The organism is Nafulsella turpanensis ZLM-10 (assembly GCF_000346615.1).
In the GTDB taxonomy this organism is placed as follows: Bacteria; Bacteroidota; Bacteroidia; order Cytophagales; family Cyclobacteriaceae; genus Nafulsella; species Nafulsella turpanensis.
This window is the reverse complement of the sequence record NZ_ANNU01000023.1, coordinates 59,308-81,779: the sequence shown is the minus strand read 5'-3', so window position 1 is coordinate 81,779 and position 22,472 is coordinate 59,308. Positions and strand designations below refer to the sequence as shown.

23 protein-coding genes are annotated in these 22,472 nt (G+C 45.0%); 13 read left to right on the top strand and 10 right to left on the bottom strand.

From position 1 onward, the window contains the following. Window positions 1-49: 49 nt before the first annotated feature. The 5 genes from F752_RS0110550 to F752_RS0110530 all read left to right on the top strand — a co-directional run bounded on the left by F752_RS0110550 (window position 50) and on the right by F752_RS0110530 (window position 4,824). Window positions 50-973 (top strand): universal stress protein, encoded by a 924-nt coding sequence (locus F752_RS0110550; protein WP_017731705.1) that lies wholly within the window; start codon window positions 50-52, stop codon window positions 971-973. Window positions 974-1,078: 105 nt separating this feature from the next. Next, complete coding sequence (gene treF, locus F752_RS0110545; RefSeq protein WP_017731704.1) at window positions 1,079-2,611, top strand: alpha,alpha-trehalase TreF; 1,533 nt, start codon at window positions 1,079-1,081, stop codon at window positions 2,609-2,611. Between the two features lie 145 nt (window positions 2,612-2,756). Further along, the gene (gene xseA, locus F752_RS0110540; protein ID WP_017731703.1) at window positions 2,757-4,070 is read left to right on the top strand and encodes an exodeoxyribonuclease VII large subunit; all 1,314 of its coding nucleotides are present in this window, start codon (window positions 2,757-2,759) and stop codon (window positions 4,068-4,070) included. Beyond that, window positions 4,067-4,267: an exodeoxyribonuclease VII small subunit gene (gene xseB / locus F752_RS0110535; protein WP_017731702.1), complete on the top strand. Its 201-nt coding sequence runs from the start codon at window positions 4,067-4,069 to the stop codon at window positions 4,265-4,267. The genes xseA and xseB overlap by 4 nt, the downstream gene beginning before the upstream one ends. A gap of 119 nt (window positions 4,268-4,386) precedes the next feature. Next, window positions 4,387-4,824 carry a peptidylprolyl isomerase gene (locus F752_RS0110530; protein ID WP_017731701.1) on the top strand — a complete coding sequence of 146 codons (438 nt, stop codon included), beginning with the start codon at window positions 4,387-4,389 and terminating at the stop codon, window positions 4,822-4,824. Window positions 4,825-4,967: 143 nt separating this feature from the next. On the opposite strand, the gene F752_RS0110525 is transcribed toward F752_RS0110530, so the two are convergent. From F752_RS0110525 to F752_RS0110490, 8 genes are all read right to left on the bottom strand, one after another. Further along, window positions 4,968-5,549 (bottom strand): rhomboid family intramembrane serine protease, encoded by a 582-nt coding sequence (locus tag F752_RS0110525; protein ID WP_026135660.1) that lies wholly within the window; start codon window positions 5,547-5,549, stop codon window positions 4,968-4,970. A 37-nt stretch (window positions 5,550-5,586) separates the two neighbouring features. Next, window positions 5,587-6,084 carry a hypothetical protein gene (locus F752_RS0110520; RefSeq protein WP_017731699.1) on the bottom strand — a complete coding sequence of 166 codons (498 nt, stop codon included), beginning with the start codon at window positions 6,082-6,084 and terminating at the stop codon, window positions 5,587-5,589. A gap of 52 nt (window positions 6,085-6,136) precedes the next feature. Next, window positions 6,137-6,676, bottom strand: a complete 540-nt coding sequence (locus tag F752_RS0110515; RefSeq protein WP_081604548.1) for a DinB family protein — start codon at window positions 6,674-6,676, stop codon at window positions 6,137-6,139. Window positions 6,677-6,678: 2 nt separating this feature from the next. Then, entirely contained in the window at window positions 6,679-7,695 is a 1,017-nt protein-coding gene (locus tag F752_RS0110510) for an endonuclease/exonuclease/phosphatase family protein (protein WP_026135659.1), read from the bottom strand. Between the two features lie 139 nt (window positions 7,696-7,834). Next, on the bottom strand, window positions 7,835-8,509 hold the full coding sequence (locus F752_RS0110505) for an OmpH family outer membrane protein (protein ID WP_017731696.1): 675 nt from the start codon (window positions 8,507-8,509) through the stop codon (window positions 7,835-7,837). 176 nt (window positions 8,510-8,685) lie between these two features. Beyond that, on the bottom strand, window positions 8,686-9,564 hold the full coding sequence (locus F752_RS26630; RefSeq protein WP_017731695.1) for a rhomboid family intramembrane serine protease: 879 nt from the start codon (window positions 9,562-9,564) through the stop codon (window positions 8,686-8,688). A gap of 166 nt (window positions 9,565-9,730) precedes the next feature. Beyond that, complete coding sequence (locus F752_RS0110495) at window positions 9,731-10,633, bottom strand: histone deacetylase family protein (RefSeq protein WP_017731694.1); 903 nt, start codon at window positions 10,631-10,633, stop codon at window positions 9,731-9,733. 22 nt (window positions 10,634-10,655) lie between these two features. Continuing rightward, a complete protein-coding gene (locus F752_RS0110490) occupies window positions 10,656-11,222 on the bottom strand; it encodes a hypothetical protein (RefSeq protein ID WP_017731693.1) in 567 nt (188 codons plus the stop codon). A 342-nt stretch (window positions 11,223-11,564) separates the two neighbouring features. On the opposite strand from F752_RS0110490, the gene F752_RS0110485 reads away from it, so the two are divergent. After that, window positions 11,565-12,185, top strand: a complete 621-nt coding sequence (locus tag F752_RS0110485; RefSeq protein ID WP_017731692.1) for an ATP-binding protein — start codon at window positions 11,565-11,567, stop codon at window positions 12,183-12,185. A 3-nt stretch (window positions 12,186-12,188) separates the two neighbouring features. Here the strand turns inward: F752_RS0110485 and F752_RS0110480 are convergent, their stop codons facing one another. Both F752_RS0110480 and F752_RS0110475 read right to left on the bottom strand, forming a co-directional pair. Continuing rightward, window positions 12,189-12,530 carry a phage holin family protein gene (locus tag F752_RS0110480; protein ID WP_017731691.1) on the bottom strand — a complete coding sequence of 114 codons (342 nt, stop codon included), beginning with the start codon at window positions 12,528-12,530 and terminating at the stop codon, window positions 12,189-12,191. Between the two features lie 43 nt (window positions 12,531-12,573). After that, the gene (locus F752_RS0110475) at window positions 12,574-13,095 is read right to left on the bottom strand and encodes an acyl-CoA thioesterase (protein ID WP_017731690.1); all 522 of its coding nucleotides are present in this window, start codon (window positions 13,093-13,095) and stop codon (window positions 12,574-12,576) included. Between the two features lie 99 nt (window positions 13,096-13,194). On the opposite strand from F752_RS0110475, the gene F752_RS0110470 reads away from it, so the two are divergent. From F752_RS0110470 to miaB, 7 genes are all read left to right on the top strand, one after another. Further along, window positions 13,195-14,067 carry an SDR family oxidoreductase gene (locus tag F752_RS0110470; RefSeq protein ID WP_017731689.1) on the top strand — a complete coding sequence of 291 codons (873 nt, stop codon included), beginning with the start codon at window positions 13,195-13,197 and terminating at the stop codon, window positions 14,065-14,067. Between the two features lie 49 nt (window positions 14,068-14,116). Beyond that, a complete protein-coding gene (locus tag F752_RS0110465; RefSeq protein ID WP_017731688.1) occupies window positions 14,117-15,100 on the top strand; it encodes a YpdA family putative bacillithiol disulfide reductase in 984 nt (327 codons plus the stop codon). Window positions 15,101-15,377: 277 nt separating this feature from the next. Then, window positions 15,378-16,622 (top strand): OmpP1/FadL family transporter, encoded by a 1,245-nt coding sequence (locus F752_RS0110460; RefSeq protein ID WP_017731687.1) that lies wholly within the window; start codon window positions 15,378-15,380, stop codon window positions 16,620-16,622. Between the two features lie 13 nt (window positions 16,623-16,635). Continuing rightward, window positions 16,636-18,468: an SGNH/GDSL hydrolase family protein gene (locus F752_RS25335; protein WP_017731686.1), complete on the top strand. Its 1,833-nt coding sequence runs from the start codon at window positions 16,636-16,638 to the stop codon at window positions 18,466-18,468. A 184-nt stretch (window positions 18,469-18,652) separates the two neighbouring features. After that, window positions 18,653-19,375, top strand: a complete 723-nt coding sequence (locus tag F752_RS0110450) for a YceI family protein (RefSeq protein ID WP_160164105.1) — start codon at window positions 18,653-18,655, stop codon at window positions 19,373-19,375. A 97-nt stretch (window positions 19,376-19,472) separates the two neighbouring features. Next, complete coding sequence (locus tag F752_RS0110445; protein ID WP_040664519.1) at window positions 19,473-20,777, top strand: anthranilate synthase component I family protein; 1,305 nt, start codon at window positions 19,473-19,475, stop codon at window positions 20,775-20,777. A 206-nt stretch (window positions 20,778-20,983) separates the two neighbouring features. Beyond that, window positions 20,984-22,450 (top strand): tRNA (N6-isopentenyl adenosine(37)-C2)-methylthiotransferase MiaB, encoded by a 1,467-nt coding sequence (gene miaB, locus F752_RS0110440; RefSeq protein ID WP_017731682.1) that lies wholly within the window; start codon window positions 20,984-20,986, stop codon window positions 22,448-22,450. Window positions 22,451-22,472: the final 22 nt, after the last annotated feature.

Sequence of the window (22,472 nt, the reverse complement as noted above, 5' to 3'; positions counted from 1 at the left end):
CATTATCTAACTTTGAACCACTAAAAATAAGCAAACGAAGCATTTACACATGTCTCCTACTAAAAGAATACTGGTAGCCCTTGACCTTTCCGAACTCGACCCTTTGTTAATACAATTTGCTTCTTACATTGCCCGCTCTGCTGGTGCGGAAAGGGTATACTTCGTAAACATTCTGCGAAGCTTCCATATCCCCTCTGAAATTCTCAGAGAGTTCCCTGACATTATTAAAAATGCAGTGGAAGAAAGACGCGGGAAGATGAAAGAGCTTGTAAAACAAAACTTTGAAAACCTTGAAGGAATAAAGGCACAGTACCTGGTAAAAGACGGACAGCCGGCAAAAAAGATCCTCCAGATGGTAAAGGATTCGGACATTGACCTGGTGTTAGCCGGAAAGAAAAAATCCCTGGAAGGAACAGGTGTACTGGTTCAGCGCCTGGCTCGCCGCTCCGACTGTAGCCTTTTGATTGTTCCGGAGGGAAGCTCTCCAAAAATAGAAAAGCTGCTGGTTCCATCTGATTTTTCTGAAAACTCTAAACTTGCCCTGGAAGCAGCCATCAACATTGCTGAACGAAATAGTCCCGATATTCAGCTCATTGTCCAGAATGTGTATTCCGTTCCGGCTGGCTACCACTATACCGGCAAAACCTACGAAGAATTTTCGGAAGTAATGAAAAAGCATGCTAAAAGGGACTACAAAAAGTTTGTTAAAGACATTGACACCAGAAATGTAAAAGTTAAGGATGTGTACTCGCTCGATAAAAATGAAAATAAAATGAGCGATATATATGCAAAAGCAAAAGAAATTAAGGCCGACGGTATTGTTATCGGAGCCAAAGGTCGTACAGCGGCAACGGCTCTTTTCTTAGGCAGTATTGCTGAAAGAGCCATACAAATGAATGAGAAGTTTCCATTACTGGTGGTGAGGCCGAAAGGACAAAATGCCGGGTTTATGGATTTTATTCTGGATATCTGATTACCTCCTCTTTCCTCAGGTATTATTCCGGAAGACCGGCTACACTTTGGTTGCACCCATGGTCGAGGCGGCTCTCCCTTTTGCTCATTATTATTAAAATTGCAAATGCCCTACAGCCAGTTAATAAAGGAAAGAACCAACAGATATAAGCCTTATGAGCAGCTACAAGAGCTTTTTGAAGCTGTTCAGCTAGGACATATTTTTTCTGACTCTAAAACTTTTGTGGACTGCGTCCCGAAGCAGTCTCCTGAGGAGGTTCTTCTAAAATACCATCAGCAAAAAAAAGAAGAAGGTTTCGACCTTCGCGAATTTATCCTTCAGAATTTTGAGCTGCCGGAAAAAGCAGGATCACACTTTACTACCAACCCTCACCTGTCCATGGATGAGCACATTCTCAACCACTGGGATTACCTGAGCAGGCCTGCAGATGAAAAAGAAAAAAACAGCACCTTAATTCCTCTTCCTTATAAATACATTGTTCCGGGGGGCAGGTTCCGCGAAATTTATTACTGGGACAGTTACTTTACCATGCATGGGCTGGCAGCAAGCGGGCGACTGGATATGATGGAAAATTTGCTCCAAAACTTTGCCTGCCTTATCGATACCATCGGTTTCATTCCTAACGGGAACAGAAACTACTACCTGAGCCGCTCACAGCCACCTTTTTTCTCCAGCATGGTTACGCTCTTTCAGTGTTATTATGGCACTGAAAAGGCCTTAACTTATTTACCCCAGCTGCTTAAGGAATACGATTTCTGGATGCACGGCCTCTCCGAACTTAATGAAGAAACCAATGCCACTAAACATGTCGTGCGGATGCCGGATGGCAGTATTCTGAACCGTTATTTTGATCCGAAAAAGGAACCAAGGCCGGAATCGTATATCGAAGATGTAGAGCTTGCAAAAAGACTGGCCCCTGAGAAAAGAGGAAAGCTCTTTCAGGATATCCGGGCTGCGGCAGAATCGGGCTGGGATTTTAGCAGCCGCTGGTGCCGCGACGAAAAATCCCTTGCTACCATAAATACAACTGATATTGTGCCGGTGGATCTGAACAGCCTGCTACACCATCTCGAATCGACCATTGCCGAGTTCTATTTTGCCGAAGGAAAGGATGAGGAGGCCTTGCTTTTCGATGAACGGGCCCTGGAAAGGAAAGCTGCCATCGAAAAGTGGCTGTGGAGCGAGGAAAAACAGTTTTATGTTGATTATGATTTTGTCGCAGAAAAGATCAATCCTACCCTTACACTGGCAGCCGTTTACCCTCTCTACCAGGGTTTGGCCAGTGAAGAGCATGCCCGTTTAGTGGCTCAAAAACTTCAGTCGGATTTCCTGAAAGAAGGAGGGCTGGTTACGTCGCTGGTAGAAAGTGGCCAGCAGTGGGATTACCCGAATGGCTGGGCCCCTCTCCAATGGATGGCTTTTAAAGGTTTAGAAGGGTATGATATGCAGGAACTGAGCCAGGAGATTTCCACCCGCTGGCTGCGCATAAACCGGAAGGTTTTCCTGGAAACCGGAAAAATGATGGAAAAGTACAATGTCGTAAATATAACCCAGAGTGGTGGCGGCGGTGAGTATCCGCTGCAGGATGGCTTTGGCTGGACCAACGGGGTTGACATTGCCATTATTAATGCGGAATAAGCAGGGCGCATAAGCCGCTACCCTTTGGGCCGGTTCCCTGCCTTTTTCGGAACTAGAATAACCTTATCGGGAAGCTAAAATTCTCCCTTCTCTGGCTCAACATTTTGGCTACCTTTAGAGAAAATTCCTTTTCTTTGTAATAGATATGGACAAGGAACATCTTTCATTAGCAGAACTTAGCCAGCTCATTAAAAGCACGCTCGAAAACCAGCTGGAGCCCTCTTACTGGGTGGTAGCCGAAATCGGAGAGCTGCGCCTGAACCAGCGGGGGCATTGCTATATGGAGTTAATCGATAAGGAGGATGAGCGGATGGTTGCCAAACTCAAGGCCAATTGCTGGGCCAATTCTTACCGTAATATCAGCGCCTGGTTCGAATCCGCTACCGGAAAATCACTTGCTCCAGGCATGAAAGTACTGGCCAATGTAGTAGTTCAGTACCACGAACTGTACGGCCTGAGCGTTAATGTGCGCGATATTGACCCTAACTACACCCTTGGCGAAAGAGAAAGAAAAAAGCAGGAAGTAATTAACCGCCTGATAAAAGACGGTGTTTTTGAGATGAACCGGCAGCTGCCCTTTCCACATGCACCACAGCGTATTGCCGTAATCAGCTCACCTACCGCTGCCGGCTGGGGCGACTTTGTTAACCAGCTTGTCCTGAATTCCTATAGCTACAAATTCGACTTATGCCTGTTTAAAGCTACCATGCAGGGCGACCAGGCACCTGCTTCCATTATTCAGGCTTTGGAGCAAATTTACGCCAGGGAAAATGATTTCGACCTGGTGGTGTTAATCCGTGGTGGAGGAGCCAGCACCGATCTTGACTGCTTCGACTCCTATAACCTGGCTGCGCACCTGGCACAGTTTCCCCTTCCTGTTCTTACCGGCATCGGACACGAAAGAGACGAAACCATTGCTGACCTGGTGGCGCATACCAAGCTAAAAACACCTACCGCGGTCGCAGAATTCCTGGTAGGAAACCTCCGCCGCTTCGAAGAGCAGTTCCTCGGCCTGGCCGACTTTATCTTTTCCTATGCCCAACGACAACTGCAGGACCAGGGCCGCCGCCTGGAATATTTCGGGAAAACACTCCAAACCCAAAGTCTCTACTCCTTCCGACAAGCGAGACAAAGGGCTGAACGGCTGGCTGTGAACCTGGAGAAAGGCACCCAGCTTCTTATAAAAGAACGCCACAGCCAACTCCACACCCTTAACCTTAACTGGATGCGCTGTACGACGGCTGGCATTAAGCAACAGCAGTTAAAGCTAAAGCATATCGAAAAAAACATTGAACTACTGAATCCCGAAAACACTTTAAAGAGAGGCTACAGTATCACCTACCTGAATGGGCAGTTAGTAAAAAAGGCGAGCGAAATAAAAGCAGGTGATGAATTAAGAACCCAGACCAGCCGGGGTGAACTTATCAGTACGGTCACGAAACACAACCCAACCAAATGAGTCCAGAAAATATAAGCTATAAAGAAGCCCTGGCACAACTTGAACAAATTGTGCATAAAATTGAAAACGAAGAGCCAGATGTTGATGAACTTTCCCTGCTGGTAAAAAAAGCTTCAGAACTCATGGCTTTCTGTAAAGAAAGGTTAAAATGCACTGAAGAAGAAATTAATAATACGCTGGAGAAGTTAAAGGAGTAGGGAAGGCAAAACCCGGCTTTCGGAGCACCGGAAAATCTGAAATCAGCAGGTATGCTGCCGATTTCATTCCCAAGGCAATCTCCTGATAAAGTTACTTTTTACTTAATTATAATATTATTATGAAAACCGCAGAAATCATTACCGACAAAGGAAATATGAAGGTGGAGTTTTATGAAAAAGATGCTCCTAAAACGGTGAAAAATTTTATTGACCTGGCAGAAAAAGGCTTTTATGACGGTCTTACTTTCCACAGGGTTATACCTGATTTCGTAATTCAGGGAGGATGCCCTAAAGGAAATGGCACCGGAGGTCCTGGCTATACTATTGACTGCGAACTGACCGGCGACAACCAGTATCATGATAAGGGTGTGCTATCAATGGCGCATGCCGGAAGAAACACCGGAGGTTCCCAGTTCTTTATTTGCCATAACCGCCAGAATACCCAGCACCTCGACCGAAACCACACCTGCTTCGGTAAAGTGGTAGATGGCCTGGAGGTTATCGATGAAATAAAAGCCGGCGATAAAATTCAGAAAATCAAAGTCTCTGAAGCTTAATAGCATCACTTATAGCCTGTTCTTTGCTTTCCAATAGGAAGTGAAGAGCAGGTTTACTTTTTATCCCTTCCCTGAAAGCGAGTTCGTTCTGTATCTCATCCTTTTTTTTGTGCAGATATACCAGCCCTTAATTTTTGGCCGCTTTAGTAAAAGTAGTCTGCCTGCTTCCGCCCTTTTCCATTCTTCCTTCCGTACAGCAGTGCCAGAATAAAGCCTACAATGGCCCCTAATAAATGTGACTCCCAAGAAACGCCAATCTGAAAGGAAAACACACCGTAAAACAGGCCACCATACATGAGCAGAACAATAATAGAAATTATCAAAGACAGAAAATCTTTTCGGAAGAAGCCGAAAAAGATAAGGAAAAAGGCGAGCCCATAGATTAAACCGCTTGCGCCTAAGTGGAAAGAAGGTCTTGCCAGCAGCCAGACTAAAATCCCTGTCATGAAATAACAATAAAAGAATACCTGGTCCGCAAACCGGCCGTAAATGAAGTAAAGGGTCGTACCCAGAAACAAGAGCGGTAAGGTGTTGGAAGTAAGATGCCAGAAGCTCCCATGCAGCATGGGGGCACAAAAAACACCTAAAAGGCCAGGAAAGGTCCTGGGGTAAATTCCGAGAAAAGCCAGGTCCACCTGCCAGCTAATCTCAAAAAAATAAACCAGCCACATCAGCAAAACTAAACGTGCAGGCACTACTACGCTCCTGCTAAGCCTTTCAAACATTCAACCTCCGTTACCCGCTTAGTTTTACAAATATATTTTAGACATTGTAGGTTCGTGGATCATCAATCATGGGCAGCTTTATGAGCTTCGCTTCATTAAAGTTTATGGAAAGGTAACCCAGCACTCCTCCGGAAGACTCTGCCACTCTCTTTGCCAGTTCACGATAGCTGGCATACAATTGTTCAGCAAACTCTTTATCAAATTTTGGAAGTACCTTATTCAGGCCTCTTAGCCTTTCTTCAATCTGCTGATTGCGATTAGCTTCATCAGTAGGAAGTTCCTTTTTGAGTAATGCATCTAACCTTTCCGGAAACTGCCGGCTCACCTCCTGGTAATAGTTGAGCAAATCAGGACGGGCACGAAACTGCTTCCACTTCATTAAGTCGAGGCCACGCTCTACCTCTTTACTGTCTATTTCTTTATCTTTACTGTCTATTTCTTTATCGCTGGCCGCTACCATAGCGGTTATGAGCGCAGGAGCATCCATTATCAGGTCCTGCTCCTCTTTGGTCAGATAAGCAAATTGTTCAATCATACCTATTAAATCCTTTTCCTGATTCGAATGTTTGAGGGTCTCTTTAAAAATTTCAGGCGGGAAAAACAGGAGACAGGCGGATTCTCTTCAGTTGCTGCTGGTGGTGGCGCAAATGTTCCTCCAAAAACTGCAGGGCCTGTATAACCGTTAACCAGCCGGATCGGGGGTGACGGTAAATCTCATAATCCAGCCTGGCTTCCGGAAAATCTTCCAGAAAAAGCTTTAGCTGTTCTCTCGATGCTTCCCAATCTTTCAGGAGGGTCGGCACATCCTGCTCCTCACCTGATTCCAGCTCAGGTATGGGCGGGGCTTTGAACTTTAGCGGACTTTTAAGCAAAAGTCGAAGAATAGCAGATCTCAAACTGGTTCCAAGGGTCTTCTTCTTCGCTTTATTGCTGTCTTTCTTTTTAATAAGAGAAGCAACACTCAGCTGCTCCACACTTATTACATGCCTAAGAACCTGTAACGTACTCCAGGCATCAGGAGAAGGCTTAAAATGAAGTTGCCCTGGCCCTTCCTTCTGTACATACTGCTGGTATTGCTGGCGCACTTCCTCCAATCGTTGCCACTGGTATTGTAGGCTAGGGTGCATATTTAATGATTTAAAAAGACAAAGCGCATAAGTACCGGTAAATGGTCCGAGATTTGTGCTGCCTCTTTTACCACCCGCACTTCTACCGGCTTAATATCTTTCCTGGTATAAAATATAAAATCAATCTGCTCGTAAGGCGCTTCGGAATTAAAAGTAAAGAATTCCTTCTCTGCTTTTCTGTAAACTTCTTCCGGTATGGCATTCCCAAGGGTTGGCTCTTCCAGAAACAAACTGATGGTCTCTTCCTGCTCAATAATTTCGCTGGCATATGGAGGGCGACTGTTAAAATCGCCAAGGAGAATCACCGGATAATTTGTGGCCCATTTACGGTACTCGTTCAGTAAATATTCTGCCTGCTGCTCTCTGGTCTGTTTATCGAAAGCCTCCAGGTGCACATTCATCAGCACCAGTGTATCCTTCTCTCCTATAGCCACTTTCGTTACCTGAATTAGTCGGTCGAGGTAAAAAGCATTATAATAAAAAGGCGCAGCTTCAGGCTTATTCAGCACAATCCGTTGTCCATCCATCAGCGGAAACTTACTCAGGATGGCCTGCCCCGATAGCATCCGGCCATATTGAACAGAGGGTGGCCAGTATGGAAAAGGAACATAATTTCTGTCCCAGTTTACTCCCTTCATTCCAAAAGCATACTTTCCGTATTTAGCCAGGCTGTCCATTTGGTTCACATCGAAAGAACGGGCAGAGCCAAAGTCTATTTCCTGGAAACCCACCAGCTCTGGTTGCAGGCGCTCAAAAAGATTAAGGACCTTCTTTAAATTATCGGCATAAAGACCTGGGTTGGCTGGGACGGGAAGGTTATTATCCATGCCGGATAAAAAGCCAATATTGTAGGTCATAACAGAAAGGGTATCTTTGGCCGATTTGGCTTCGGTTACAGGACCGTAATGCAGGAGGGCATGGTAAGTATCTTCGGGAAAGCGGTTATTACTCCCCCAGAAGTAAAATACTGCCACAAGTACCAGGAGCATGCCCGGAATAAGTAGGAAAAATTTCTTCATGTTATGTAATTGAAAAGTTACATCAATTTAAGCATTTCTTTTTCATGGCAACTCTTCCCCTCCTTTTTCTTTACGACTGAAATAAAAAAGCCCGGCGATTGGCCGGGCTCCTGACTTTCTGGCATGTAGGCTCAGTTGATTATTTTACTGTAGATTTTACTACGTCTTTCTTTTCCTCAACGGCAGCATTTCCATTTTTATGGCGTTCATTCAAACCTGCAATCACGGCTTTTGTAATATCCAGGCTATCGCTTGCGTAAAGAACTCCGCTACCTTTGGTATAAGTCAGCACCACATCAAGATTTTCCTTCTGTCCGTATTCTTTCAGGTAAGCAGATACTTTATCGTATAATTCTTCATTTAAGCGAGCCTGTTCCTGTACCAGCTGCTGGCCAAGGCTTTCCTGGTATTGCAAAAGGTTATTACGCTTACGCATTAACTCTTCTTCCCGGGCACGAGCCTGATTGATGGTCATGGACTGGGCATTACGCTGGAAGGTGGCAAATTCATTTTCAAGACCTTTGGCACGGTTGGCAAACTCTGCTTCATACTTGCTTTCCATGTCTTTTAACTTGGCTTGTACTTCTTTTGAGAAGTCGTAATTGTTCAGCAGGGAATCTGAATTTACATAGGCAATTACTGCTTTTGACCTGGCAGGACCTGCTCCGGCTACTACTTCAACTCCTTCCGCAGGTTTACCAGAAAAATGCAGGTAAAACAGCACGGCTACCGCCACTACTAAAACAAGATTCAGAACTAAGGATACGTTTTTCACGATGATAATAAGTTTTAAATTTGCTGCAAAATATATCATTTCAGCAACTTTTTAAAACTTTAGGTTCCTTTAGCAGGAGAATAATTTTCAAAAAGCTTATTAACCAGAACTGAAGCTATTTTATAAGCCGATTCTTTACAAAATGGCAGACTTATTTGAATGATGATCAATGATAGCTTTAGCTTTATTCCTGAGTGGATTTCTATAATGCCCCATCAGGCGGAGGTAGCAGATTGCTCCCACTGAGGGGGTGCAAGGGAAACACAATGAGAATAGACGGTTATTTCTTTCTTTTGTTTTCTGGCTGCGGAAATCACGTAAATAAACCTTTTCTTTACTGTTCCTGCTGGTTTTACCTCAGCAGGACCGGCAGGAGGCTTCTCCGGAAGCGGAAAAAAGCCGGACTGCACAGGGGCAGCCTGCAAAGGATAGGTATCAACCGCCTTCTGGTAATCGAGGTAAGACAGAGCTGCCTCCTTAGGACTTTCAGCAACAAGGCTGGTCTCTTCATCAGCCATAGCATCACTCCTTTCCCTAAGTTTTACATTGCGATAAAAGAAAGCACAGAACGAGCCTGCAAGGGCACCCAATAAGTGGGACTCCCATGAAATTTCCTGGTTGGTGGGAAAGATCCCATGGAGCATACCTCCATACAGGAAAATTACTACCAGGGAAATGGCCAGTGAGCGGGTATCGCGGCGAAATAAGCCACTGAAAAATAAAAAAGCCACCAGACCATACACGATGCCGCTGGCTCCGATATGGTAAGCATCCCGGGCGGCCATCCATACCCAGAAGCCCGACATGAAATAAATCCAGCCAAAGACCTCCAGGGCAATCTTGTCATAAAAATAAAAAACGCTCACCCCTAACAGGAGCAGCGGAAAGGTATTAGATAATAAGTGCAGTATATCGCCATGAATGAGTGGGGCGGTAATAATGCCCATGGTGCCGGAGAGCGTGCGGGGAAGAATTCCAAAGAAGCCGAAGTCCAGTCCCACAGCATATTCCAAACCCTTTACCAACCAGAGAAGAATGGTGAAAGGGAGCACAAACCCAACACTGTTTCGTAGTTTTATCGCTTCGGTATTCATATAGATGTTTATACGGCGATTTATCGAAATTGGTTAGCAGTGAATTAAAGGTTTTTCTTCAAAACTCTTTTTCTCCAGCATCTCTCACCCTCAAACACTGCATTTTAAAAGAAGAGGAAGGGTAAGTTCCTGGGGCCTGGAGGTGAACCAGCGGTTCAATAAATCTTTAAAAGAAAATTTGCTGGGCCAGTCTGTAGGTATTGGCATGGGCTTCTACAATATGCGCAATTTTATCAGAATAACCGCCCCCCATGCTTGCGGCAATAGGGATATTGTTCTTTTTACACAGCTCCAGTACAAGGGCATCTCGTTTTTTACAGCCATCCAGGCTCAAACCCAATCGGCCTAATTTATCTGTGGCCAGTACATCTACTCCTGACTGGTAAAAAATAAAGTCTGGTTGCAACCGATCCAGCAGGGCTGGCAAATGGGTGCTGAGCAACTTTAAATAGTGGGCATCAGTGGTGCCATCCGGCAGAGGAATATCAAAATCAGAGGCCTCTTTATGTAGAGGGTAATTTCTGTCCCCATGCATGCTAAAGGTAAAAACAGCAGGCTGGTCTCTGAAGATTTGGGCCGTGCCATTTCCCTGGTGTACATCCAGGTCCACCACCAGGATTTGCCGGCAGAGCCCTTTCTTTAGCAGATAGTTGGCAGCAATAGCCATGTCGTTCAGCAGACAAAAACCCTCTCCCCTATTGGTAAAAGCATGATGGGTTCCTCCGGCGATATTCATGGCAATACCATACTGAAGGGCAAAGAGGGCCGCCTCCAGAGTTCCCTGCATAATGGTGAGTTCCCGCTCCACCAACTGAGGGGAAAGCGGGAATCCCGTACGGCGGATTTCCGCTTTATTCAGGCTCTGCTCTTTTAGCTTCTTCCAATAAGCAGGGTCATGCGTAGCAACTACTTCCTCCTCTGGCAGTAGTGAGGGTTCAAAAAAATTTTCCTGGGCCACTGTTCCTTCATATAACAACTGCTCCGGTAAAAGCTCATACTTGAGCATCGGGAAACGGTGGTTAGCCGGCAATGGATGGGCATAAACAGCAGACCAGGCAATTTTTAGCATAACAGCCAAAAAAGCAGAAAAACTATCTTTCTACTTCCGAATCTTCTTCCTCGGAAAAGGTGTAAAGAGTATCGTCCAGGGCAAGTGTTCCTTCGTTGAACTGCTGAATAAAGCGATCTATTACTTTATCCGTCACTTTCTCCACATTTAATACCGCATCAAGGCCCACGCCAAAATCCACATAAGGGTCCAGGTCCACATGCTCCTGAACTTTCACTGCTTCTTCCTCTTCAAGCTCCATCATTACTTCCGCCATGTATAGACCAATCTCTTCCTGCTCGGCATTGAGGGCTTTAAAATCCCCATTTTCATCTTCTTCGTAGCGAATATTTTTGAAATTAGGGAAACGCTGGGCTGCCTTATGCTCCGCAATTTCGTATAACTCACTGTGATAATGGAGGCGAAGTGTATAGATAACGGCATCAAACACTACTTCCCTTCCCTCGTACTGGCCAATGAAGTTAAAATTTACATACTCATCACTGTTGTCTTCCGAATCAACAATGATAAAACGTTTCTTCGAGCGTTCCATTTTCCGGCGGTACTCTTCCAGCACTTCCGGCTCAAAGCCTCTATTAATAGTTTCCATAAATGATAAGTCTGAAAAGGTTATTTTGATGAAAGAACAAATTTATAAATCCGGTAGAATTATCTTGGTAAAGAGGGTGTTTTCTATGAAAAATAGTTTACGCTATTAAAAAATCCTTCAACCCTGCACTAGGCTGTGTCGGGTGAATACTTTAAACACATTTTTTGTCATTCCGACAATAGGAGGAATCTTTCCGCTTCGGCGGTCCGATTAAATAGACAACTCAGAGGGTTATCAAGCATTGAAAGATGCGGCATCGGCCCGACTCCTTAGGTCGGCATGACATCTAAATTTTGATTCCTCAGACACAGCCTAATTGAAAATATAGAAATTATCTCATTGATGCAACATAATTTAGCTGATTTATTAAAGCAAAGAGAAGGGGAAAGCCTGGACTTTAAGCAGAAGATTAGCAGCTGCGACAAAATTGCCAAAACACTGTGCTCCTTTGCCAACACCAATGGCGGAATAATTCTGGTAGGCGTCCGGGACGACCGCACCGTAAGCGGTATTGACCCTGAAGAAGAAAAATTTATGCTCGAACAGGCAGCTCTCCATTTTTGCCAGCCTCCCATAAAGCTTCAGTACGAAGAAGTAGAAGATGAGGATGAACGGACGGTCTTAATTGTAATGGTAGCTCAAAGCATGGAAAAGCCACACGCCAGTTTAAATAAAGGAGGAGCCTGGCAGGTGTACACCCGGCTGAATGATAAAAGCCTTCCGGCGGGCAAACATTCTATCCGCCAGATGGAAAAGCAACCTCTTATTCCTTCCGCTCCTCATCTGAATAAAAATGAAAATGCTATTCTCTCCTATTTGAAGGAACATGAAAAAATTACAGCAAAAGAGCTGGCACACCTGATTAACTTTTCGAGGCGGAGGGCAGAAAGGCTGCTGACAGATATGAGCGGCAGGGGCCTTATCCGGCTGTTTGAACATGAGCAGGAAAACTACTATGCCTAGAACCTATCTTTTGTCCTGAAAACTCTCCGCTACCCAGGTTAATGCCGAAAGCACAAAGCTAAAAAGCAAGGCAGACCAGAAGCCGTCTACTAAAAAGCCTTCTATCAGCCATTCTGCCAGTAAAATAATAATAGCATTAATCACGAGCAGAAAAAGTCCAAATGTAATAATAGTTACAGGTATGGTCAGCACTACTAATATGGGTTTGAGCAGGCTGTTTAATAATGCCAGCACAAGGGCTACTACAAGAGCCGTAATAAAATTATCGACAGCCACTCCCGGCAGCAGGTAAGCTCCCAGCAATACAGCCAGGCCTGAAATAAGAACCTTTACAAAAAAATTCATGTACTAATCTTTGGGTGAACCACTAAGCTAACAAAACATTTTTTTAACTCCTTTGCTGTAAACCTGCCTTTATCTGGCGGATGCGATTTTTCATTTCCATTCCCTCGAAGGGAACATTTGGCATCAGGGTTGCTTTTAAAAAATCCAGCACCTTTCCTTCATGTGGAGTACTCTTTCCACTTTTCACATCAACATATCTCATGGTCGACCAGAGAACCGTCTTTAGCTCATCTTCCGCATCGTTGGTCATGTAGTATTCCAGCACAATAGTATTTTCGTTGAACCAGATGAGTCGCGACATAATCCTGACCCACTCTCCTACCATGGCCGGCCGAACATAGGCAATCTGGTGCTGGTATACCACCCAGGCGGCTTTATACGCTTTATAAAAGTCCATTACCTCCAGGCCATAAAGCTTTGGCACCTGATCTTCGCGGGCATTGTAGAAATAGTCGAAGTACTTTGCATTATTCAGGTGGCGCAGTGGGTCGCAGTCCTGAAAGCGAATCACTACCCGCGATTCAGTTTCTTTGGCATATACTTTCTCTTTATCGAACTCAAACATTTTATTCTATCTTCTATTGTTAAGGTAAAGTGGCCTCAAGATAATAAAAGTCGGGCATGAAGGAAGCTTTTCTGTAGAAAATCAAAAAGTAAAGCAAAGATGAAATTAAGAGGAAAAACATGTCTGGTTACCGGAGCAAATTCTGGCATCGGCAAAATTACTGCCATAGAATTGGCAAAACAAAAAGCCAGGGTAGTCATGCTGTGCAGAAATGAAGAAAAGGCAGAAAAGGCAAGGCAGGAAATATACAAGGTGAGTGGTAATACCGACATCCATATTATCCTCTGCGACCTTTCTTCTCAACAGCAAATCCATGATGCAGCCGATGAATACCGCCGCCGCTTTACTTCGCTCGACATACTCATTAATAATGCCGGAATTATTGCAGGTAATGAACGCCTGGAAACAGCCGACGGATTCGAACTTACTTTTGCGGTTAACCACTTGGCTCCTTTTACCCTTACTTTACTGCTTCTCGACCTTTTACGACACAGTGAGGCTGGACGTATCATTACCGTTTCTTCCGAAGCTCATCGCTTTGCCCGCTTCGATATGGAAGACCTGCAGCTCAAACACCATCCATACAGTGGTTTAAATGCCTACTGCATCAGCAAGCTCTGCAATATCTGGTTTACCCGCCAGCTGGCTGCTCTTACCAGCAGAAGTAAACTTTCAGTTAACTGCCTGCATCCGGGCTTTGTAGCTTCCAATTTCGGAAACAGTGCTTCAGCTGCATTTAAAGCCCTCCTGATACTCTCCCAGCCCTTTGCCATTAGCAATGAAAAAGGAGCTGCCACCACTCTTTACCTTGCCGGCAGCGAGGCACCGGAACATATTAGCGGCCATTACTTTAAAGACAAAAAGATAAAAAAACCCTCTAAGGCTGCCTTAAATGATGCCTATGCCGAAGAGCTTTGGGAAAAAAGTGCCGCCCTAACCCGACTCGAGCTTCACAAGGTGAGTCTTTCCTGATTTTTGCAATTCGTATCTGCTGCCTTTAACTTTGGCAAAACTCTTTAAAATGCATAATTACGACCTCATTATCATTGGTGCCGGCCCCTGTGGCCTTGCCTGCGGAATAGAAGCGGCCCATTATGACCTTGATTATCTTATCATTGAAAAAGGCAACATAACGGAATCTATCCGTCGCTACCCGCACGACATGAAGTTCTTTTCCACGGCCGAAAATATTGAAATAGGAAAGCTGCCTTTAATCTCGCAGGATATTCGCCCGAGCCGTACGGAAGCTCTTAAATATTACCGCCGTGCAGCCAATCATTATAATTTAAATATTCGCCCCTTTACCACCGTTCAGGAAATAACTAAAGCTGGACAGGGTTTTCAGTTAAAGTGCGAAGAGGCAGTATTCCATGCAAGAAAAGTTATCATCGCCACGGGCTACTATGACATACCTAAAACCATTGGGGTTGAGGGGGAAGATCTGCCGCATGTTTCGCATTATTATGATGAGCCCTACCGCTACACCAACACCCGTGCAGTAGTGGTGGGCGGTGCCAATTCTGCCATAGAGGTAGCCCTTGACCTGTACCGAAACCAGGTAGAGGTAAGCCTGGTACACCAGTTTGAAAGCCTTGACAAAACAGCTAAATACTGGATTGTTCCGGACCTTGAAAACAGGATTAAAAATGGAGAGGTGAAGGCCTTCTTCAGTAGTCGTGTAAAGCGAATTACAAAAGATTTTGTGGAAGTGGAGCATATTCCTACCAACCGGACAAAAAAGCTCTCTGCTGATTTTGTCTTTCTGATGACTGGCTACCGGCCCGATGTAGAGCTGCTGCAAAAGACCGGTATTCAACTTAATGGTCCTGCTTACATTCCGGCGCTAAATCCTCAAACATATGAGTCAAATGTGGCAGGCATCTATATGGCCGGCTCTGTAGTAGGCGGCGAAGAAACTGCTAAAATTTTTATTGAGAATGGAAAGCTACATGCAAAACCTATTATAGCTGATATTATGAACAAGCGGAATCGCTCTAATGTGTAGTACCAAATCTTATAAATCAGCATCATACTAGTAAATCACAGTCGATAAAATCATGGAGCAGGATCTATCTTTCAAGCCATTTCAATCGTATGAAGGACGTTCTTACGCAAAAATTTTTTCCTCAAAATGTTAGCAAAAAATGGTAGAAAAATTTAAGTTGGCATTATATTCTGCATGCAGAATATAATTTCACCTAATCCACTTTCTACCACTAAATTGACACGAAAGAAAATCCAACATTCATTCTTGCAACTAACCTCAAATTTTAATTTTTAACATGAAAAAAACTCTTTTAACCTTTTTAGCGGCTACTCTTTTCTGCGGGAGCGTGTGGGCCAGCGGCTATCAGGTGTTACTGCAAAGCAATCGCTCAACGGCCATGGGCAATATTGGCGTAGGCCTCCGGCCGGACCCCTCGAGTATCAACTTTAACCCTGGAGCTCTCGCCATGATGCGCGAAAATGGAGTTCAGGTAGGGGCCAACCTTATTTATTCCGGCATTGCCTTTCAGCCTTTTGAGTCTGGAGAAGTTTACCGTACGGAAAATCCTGTAGGCACTCCTTTCCATGTTTTTGCCACCTTTGGAGGAGAAGAAAGTAAGCTTAAGTTTGGCCTAGGTGTTTATACCCCTTATGGAAGTACTGTAATTTGGGAGGATGACTGGGCCGGACGCTTTAATTTAACCCAACTGTCGCTGCAGGCTATCTTTATTCAGCCAACCGTAAGCTACAGAATAACAGAGCAACTTTCCCTTGGAGTTGGATTCATTTATTCGTTTGGAGGGGTAAACCTGCAAAGAGACATCCAGGCAGTGTACCTTGGCGGAAATGACTATGGCAGCGCAGAACTTGATGGAAGCGCCTCTGGCTTTGGATATAACCTTGGCCTTTACTTTGAACCTTCAGAAGAATTTTCTTTAGGAATAAATTACCGTAGCCGTGTGAATATGAAGGTAGAAAATGGAACAGCCACCTTTGTGAAATCACCCCTGGTACCAGATTCCCAAATCCCTTCTGAAACCGGTTTTACTTCAGAACTGCCACTGCCCAGCAACTTAACTATTGGTTTCTCTTACAGACCTACGGAAAGATTTATGGTAGGTGCAGATATTACCAGAACCGGTTGGAATGCCTATGAAGCACTTGTTTTTAATTATGAGGATCCGGTAGGTGGAGAAACTACCACAGTAGCTGCCAGGAATTATGAGACTTCTTACGCCTACCGCCTCGGGGGTGAATATGCTGTATCCGAATTGTTTAAGCTTAGAGCAGGTGCATATTATGACCAAAGCCCGGTACAGGAAGGCTTTTTGACTCCTGAATCACCTGATGCAAATACCCTTGGACTAACCGCCGGTTTTGGATTAAATATTGGTGAAGACTTTGTGGTTGATGCTTCCTTTCTTTACATCAATAAAGAACAGCGCGATAATATAGCTAACCCGGAAGCGGGCGACCTGCCATTAGGTACCTATAAATCAGTTGCCGTTATTCCAGGATTAACATTGACCTACAAATTTTAATTGACAACAGACTATGAAATTTAAACATATCACTTATTCAGTCACAGTAGCTGCCCTGGGTTTGTTTACGGCCTGTGAACCTGAAATTGAACGGGAAATAATTGATGGTGGAGGTGAGGCAGACTTCTCCGTCTACGTGGCTTTAGGAAATTCCCTAACAGCTGGTTATGCTGATGGAGCCTTAAACAGGCACGGCCAAATCAACTCCTACCCTGCCATCATAGCCGATAAAATGGCTGCCGTTACCTCTGACTTCCATTTTGTTCAACCCTTACTACCAGCGGGAATTGCTAACGGTACCCTTGAGTTTAAGGGGTTGACCCAAAGCGGCACCCCCAATATTGTTCCGGCAAGCGGTGGACTTACAGAAGCTGAAATTTTTGCCCCGGTGGAGGGCCCTTTTAACAATTTAGGAGTTCCCGGTGCAAAAGTAGCCCACCTACTTGCGCCCGGATACCCTAACCCATATTTCACCAGGTTTGCCTCTTCACAAACTGCTTCCGTAATAGAAGATGCAGTGGCCCTTAACCCGACTTTCTTTACACTATGGATAGGAAATAATGATGTTCTGGGTTATGCTTCCTCGGGTGGTAGTACAGGTGTCATCACTCCTGTTGAAGAATTCGAAGCCGCTTATCAGGGCATTATCAACCAGCTGACAGGCAGCAATTCTCAAATAGAAGGTGCATTGGCCAACATACCAGGCATCACCAAAACACCTTTGTTCACGACGGTAAAATACAATCAACTGGTACTAAGCGCCGATCAGGCTGCCCAGGCAAATGCAGCCTATTCGGCCATGATTGATCCGCAAATAAGAGCTTCTGTTGACTCCGTTGCTAAAACCCAAATTATTAGGGGAGTAATAGAAGCAGGCGCCCGCAGAGAAATTGAAGCACAGGCACGGCCTTTGGTTGCCCAGGGAGTTGCAACCGAAATAGTTTATTTACAGGCATATGAGGGAGCCAGAAATCAGGGACTTTCCGAGGCGGAAGCCCAGGCTTATGCAGAGAATTATATTACCACCGAAGAAGGCCAGGCTAAAATAAGCGGGTTGGCTAATCAGCTGCTAAATGATGAAGCTCCCGCCGAAGCACAAGCTGCCTTTGATGCAGAACTGGCCAATCAGGTTGAAATCACTTTCAATTCCGAAGGGGTCCAAGCCGAAATTGAGGCGGCCTACCAGGCCTCCATCAATAATATGGATAACCTGGAAGCAGTATTGGGTGCAGAAGGTGCTGCTGCCGTAGATAGTGTTTTCAATACCCCGGAGGTGGTTGCTCAAAGAGAGGCTGGATTCCAGCAAACAGTTGCAGGTTTTCAGCAGGCTGGCTTCTACCCTGTTTTCGCCGAAGGGCCAAACCCTTTTGTGATTGAAGATGAAAACCCAATGAATCCGCTTGGCATCCGCGAAATGAGGAGTGATGAGCTGATTCTCCTCACTGCACTTGCCGAAGGACAGCTGACTCCTGAAAATGCCGCTTTACCAAAAGCTGACCAATACATTTTAGACGTAACGGAAATTGCAGAAGTGCAGGCCGCCATCGAAGCTTATAATGATATAATTGAAAACATAGCCCAGGAAAATACCTTTGCCCTTGTCGATATGAATTCTTTCTTTGATGAGGTGGCAGATGGATATACTGTACAGGGCCTTTCTTTCAATGCACAGTTCATTACCGGCAATGCCTTTAGCCTTGATGGTATTCACCTGACTCAGAGAGGATATGCCCTTGTGGCCAAAAAGTTCATCGACGAAATCAATGAATTTTACAACGCAGATATTCCGGAGCCAAAGCTTGCGAACTATCCTACTCTGGGCTTACCTGGCCCGGTTGTGGAATAATCCTTATCAACAGTAGTTATTTGAAGCCTGGAATAAAATATCCAGGCTTTTTTATTGACGATAATTTCGAAGTTGCAACATTAATTTTTCATTTTGTTTGATTTGTCACGGGAATGTCTTTACATTTACAGAAATTTTAACATTGGGAAAAATCCTAAACCAATAAATAATCAAGTCAATGAAAATGATCAAACAATCAGCCTTGTTCTTATCTTTCGCCATGGCCCTTGCTGCCTGCAATGGCGGTTCAGAAGGTACCGAAGCCGAAGTAGGCGAAGCGAACGAAGTAGTTGAAATCGAAGAAGCAGCCAGCCTCAGCATCGAACCAGCACAGAGCGAAGTAATCTGGAGAGGACGTAAGCCAGGTGGAGAACATTATGGTACCATTGCAATTGAAGAAGGAACCATTCAGCTTAAAGATGATGAAGTAGTAGGTGGTACTATTGTTATGGACCTCACCCGCCTTGAAGTAAAGGATTTGGAGGGAGAATACAAGCAGAAACTAACAGGACACCTTGCCTCTCCTGATTTCTTTGATGTAGAAAATTTCCCTAAAGCCAAATTTGTGATTACTGCTGTAGAGCCTTATGTAGCAGAAGAAGTGCCAGCGGAGGAAGAAGTGGTTGAAGAAGAGGTAACCTCTAACTTTGGCAGCTACGAGCTGGCAAACCCAACCCACACCATTACAGGGAACCTTACCATGCGCGATACCACTTTAAGCATTACTATCCCTGCCGAAATTGAAGTGGAGGAAAATGCAGTTAAAGCAAAATCACGTTTTGTAATTGACCGCACTGACTGGAACCTGAACTACCAGGATGAAACAGACCCGGTTAATATTGCAAAAGACAAATTTATTTACAATGATGTAAATGTTGGCTTTGAAGTAGTCGCCACTGAAGAATAAGAAAAAAATTCAGCAAAATTACAAAAGGCTGTTCCGGTATTCCCGGGGCAGCCTTTTTCTTTTATATTTGCAGCCTGTTCCGCCCCTGGTTATACAAATGCAAGCAGAAAGCACCACTTCCTCCTGTTCCTTTGCCCTTACTCCTTCCTTTGTAGAAAGAGCGCTCGCCTGGGCTGTAACATTCCCTTACTGCAGCTATTTTACCTCTAATAACATTCCCTATCCTCATGCAGCTTTTCCGCACATACTGGCAGTCAGCAGCGGAACCCATTGCTGGTCCTTAGGACACGCTCCTTTCGACCTGTTGCACCAAATATACCAGGAGCAAAAAGACTGGCTGTTTGGCTATTTTTCCTACGACCTGAAAAATCACATCCATGGACTCCAAAGCGGCCACCCCGATGCTATTCAGTTTCCTTCCTGCACCTTCTTTAAACCCGATTATCTTCTGCAAATTGGAGAAGGTGAAGTTACCATCAGGGCAGGCATAGGCACGGCCAGAGAAATCTACCAGCAAATTCTTCAAACCAAACCAGCAACACCATCCTTCCCTGCAACTCAGGTTCAGTTACGGGCCCATATGACAAAGAAAGAGTATCTGCGGAAAGTGCAGACCATTCAGTCGCATATTGAAGAGGGCGATTGTTACGAGCTCAATCTCTGCCAGGAGTTTTCTGCACGCCCGCTTGCTCTCGATCCTTTAAATACCTTCCTTCAACTGAACAGCCTGTCTCCTACTCCATTCGCTACCTTTCAGCGTTTCCAGGACCTCTACCTGATGGCGGCTTCGCCGGAGAGATTTCTGAAAAAAGAAGGGAATAAGCTTGTTTCACAACCCATCAAAGGAACCATCCGCCGGGGAAAAACCTCAGCAGAAGATGAGCAGTTGAAAGCACAACTTGCTTCGGACGAAAAGGAACTGGCCGAGAATATGATGATAGTGGACCTGGTCCGGAATGATTTGGCCAGGAGTGCAGTTACCGGCAGCGTAACTGTTGAGGAGCTGTTTGGCATTTACAGTTTTCGCCAGGTTCACCAAATGATTTCTACTGTTACAGCAGAGATAAAAACTGGTATTTCTTTTACTGAAGCCATCCGTAATGCCTTTCCCATGGGCAGCATGACAGGCGCTCCAAAGCGAAAGGTGATGGAGCTCATCGAACAGTACGAGTGCAGTCAACGCGGCCTCTATTCCGGCGCCGTAGGCTTTATTTCCCCGGAAGGCGATTTCGATTTTAATGTGGTAATCCGGAGTTTGCAGTACAATGCCGTTCTCCGGTCCCTGAGCTTTCAGGTAGGCGGTGCCATTACCTTCGATTCAATACCAGAAAAGGAGTATGAAGAGTGCCTGCTAAAAGCCTCTGCCCTGCTAAAGGTGCTGGGTGCTGAAGAATTTAGCTAATCCTTACCAGATGTCCTTCACATTTCCTGCTCCTACTCCGGCGGGAAATTTACCCGATTATATCTGCTGACAAATTGTCACAATCGATCGTATTTATTTATATTTGCAGGCACTTATTCCCCCGGAATTGAAGCGCTTTAACCTTAAAAGTGTGCAGCAAATAACCTGAAAGAGTGGAATGAGCCCAAAAAGATTAAGAAAAAGACATGGAGCAATTAATTAAAGATATTGATTTACTGGCCGGTCAGGAAACCACAGCCCCTGAAGAGAGCTGTGGATTTAAAGTAAGTGAAGAATCAAATACAGGCAAAAGCCGAAAGCTTTACATAGAAAGCTATGGCTGCCAGATGAATTTCTCTGACAGCGAGATTGTTACCTCCATCATGCAAAAAGATGGTTTCGACACTACTTCCGAGGTGGACGGGGCAGATGTGATCTTTTTAAATACCTGTTCGATTCGTGAAAAAGCAGAACAGACCGTTCGGAATCGTCTTGTTCACTTTAATGCGCTCAAGAAAAACCGTCCGGGCCTGATGATTGGTATCCTGGGTTGTATGGCCGAGCGCCTGAAAGACAAGCTGCTGGAAGAAGAGAAAATGGTGGACCTTGTGGTAGGACCTGATGCATATCGCGATCTTCCAGGCCTCATCAGAGAGGTAGATGAAGGCACGAAAGCAGTCAACACCTTCCTCTCTCGCGAAGAAACCTATGCTGATATTAGCCCGGTAAGGCTGAATTCAAATGGAGTAACAGCCTTTATCTCCATTATGAGAGGCTGCGACAATATGTGTTCTTTTTGTGTAGTACCTTTTACCCGGGGCCGCGAAAGAAGCCGTGATCCACACTCTATCGTTGCAGAAGCAAAAGCGCTCTTTGAACAGGGCTTTCGCGAAGTTACCCTGTTAGGGCAGAATGTCGACTCTTACAAATGGTCGCCGGAAGTAAACAACAAAGCCCAGCTGGAAAAAAGAGAGGTTTCTGAGGTAGTAAATTTTGCTCATCTGCTGCAAATGGTAGCTGATGTAAGCCCGGAACTCAGGGTGCGTTTCTCTACCTCTCATCCAAAAGATATAACTGATGAGGTGCTGCATACCATTGCCCGAAACGAAAATGTATGCAACTACATTCACCTTCCAGCTCAAAGCGGAAACAGCAGAGTGCTAAAGCTCATGAACAGAACCTACGACCGGGACTGGTACATCGATCGAGTTGATGCCATCCGCCGGATAATTGGGCAGGAATGTGGCATTAGCTCCGACATGATTGCCGGCTTCTGTACTGAGACTGAAGAAGAGCACCAGGACACGCTAAGCCTGATGGATTATGTGAAGTACGATTTCTCCTACATGTTCTTTTATTCAGAGCGCCCCGGAACGCTAGCAGCCAGAAAATATGCCGATGATATTCCGCTGGATGTGAAGAAAAGACGCCTGCAGGAAATTATTCAGAAACAGCAGCAACATTCGCTGGAGCGCAATAAGCTCGATATTGGGCAAATTCAGCAGGTTTTAATTGAAGGAACCTCTAAAAAATCCGACCAGCAGTTACAGGGCCGGAACAGTGCCAATAAGGTGGTGATTTTTGATAAAAAGAATTATCAGAAGGGTCAGTATGTACAGGTAAAAATTACCGACTGTACAGCCGCCACTTTATTCGGTGAAGTGGTGGAATAGTTTTTTTGTTGCAGAAAGTAAA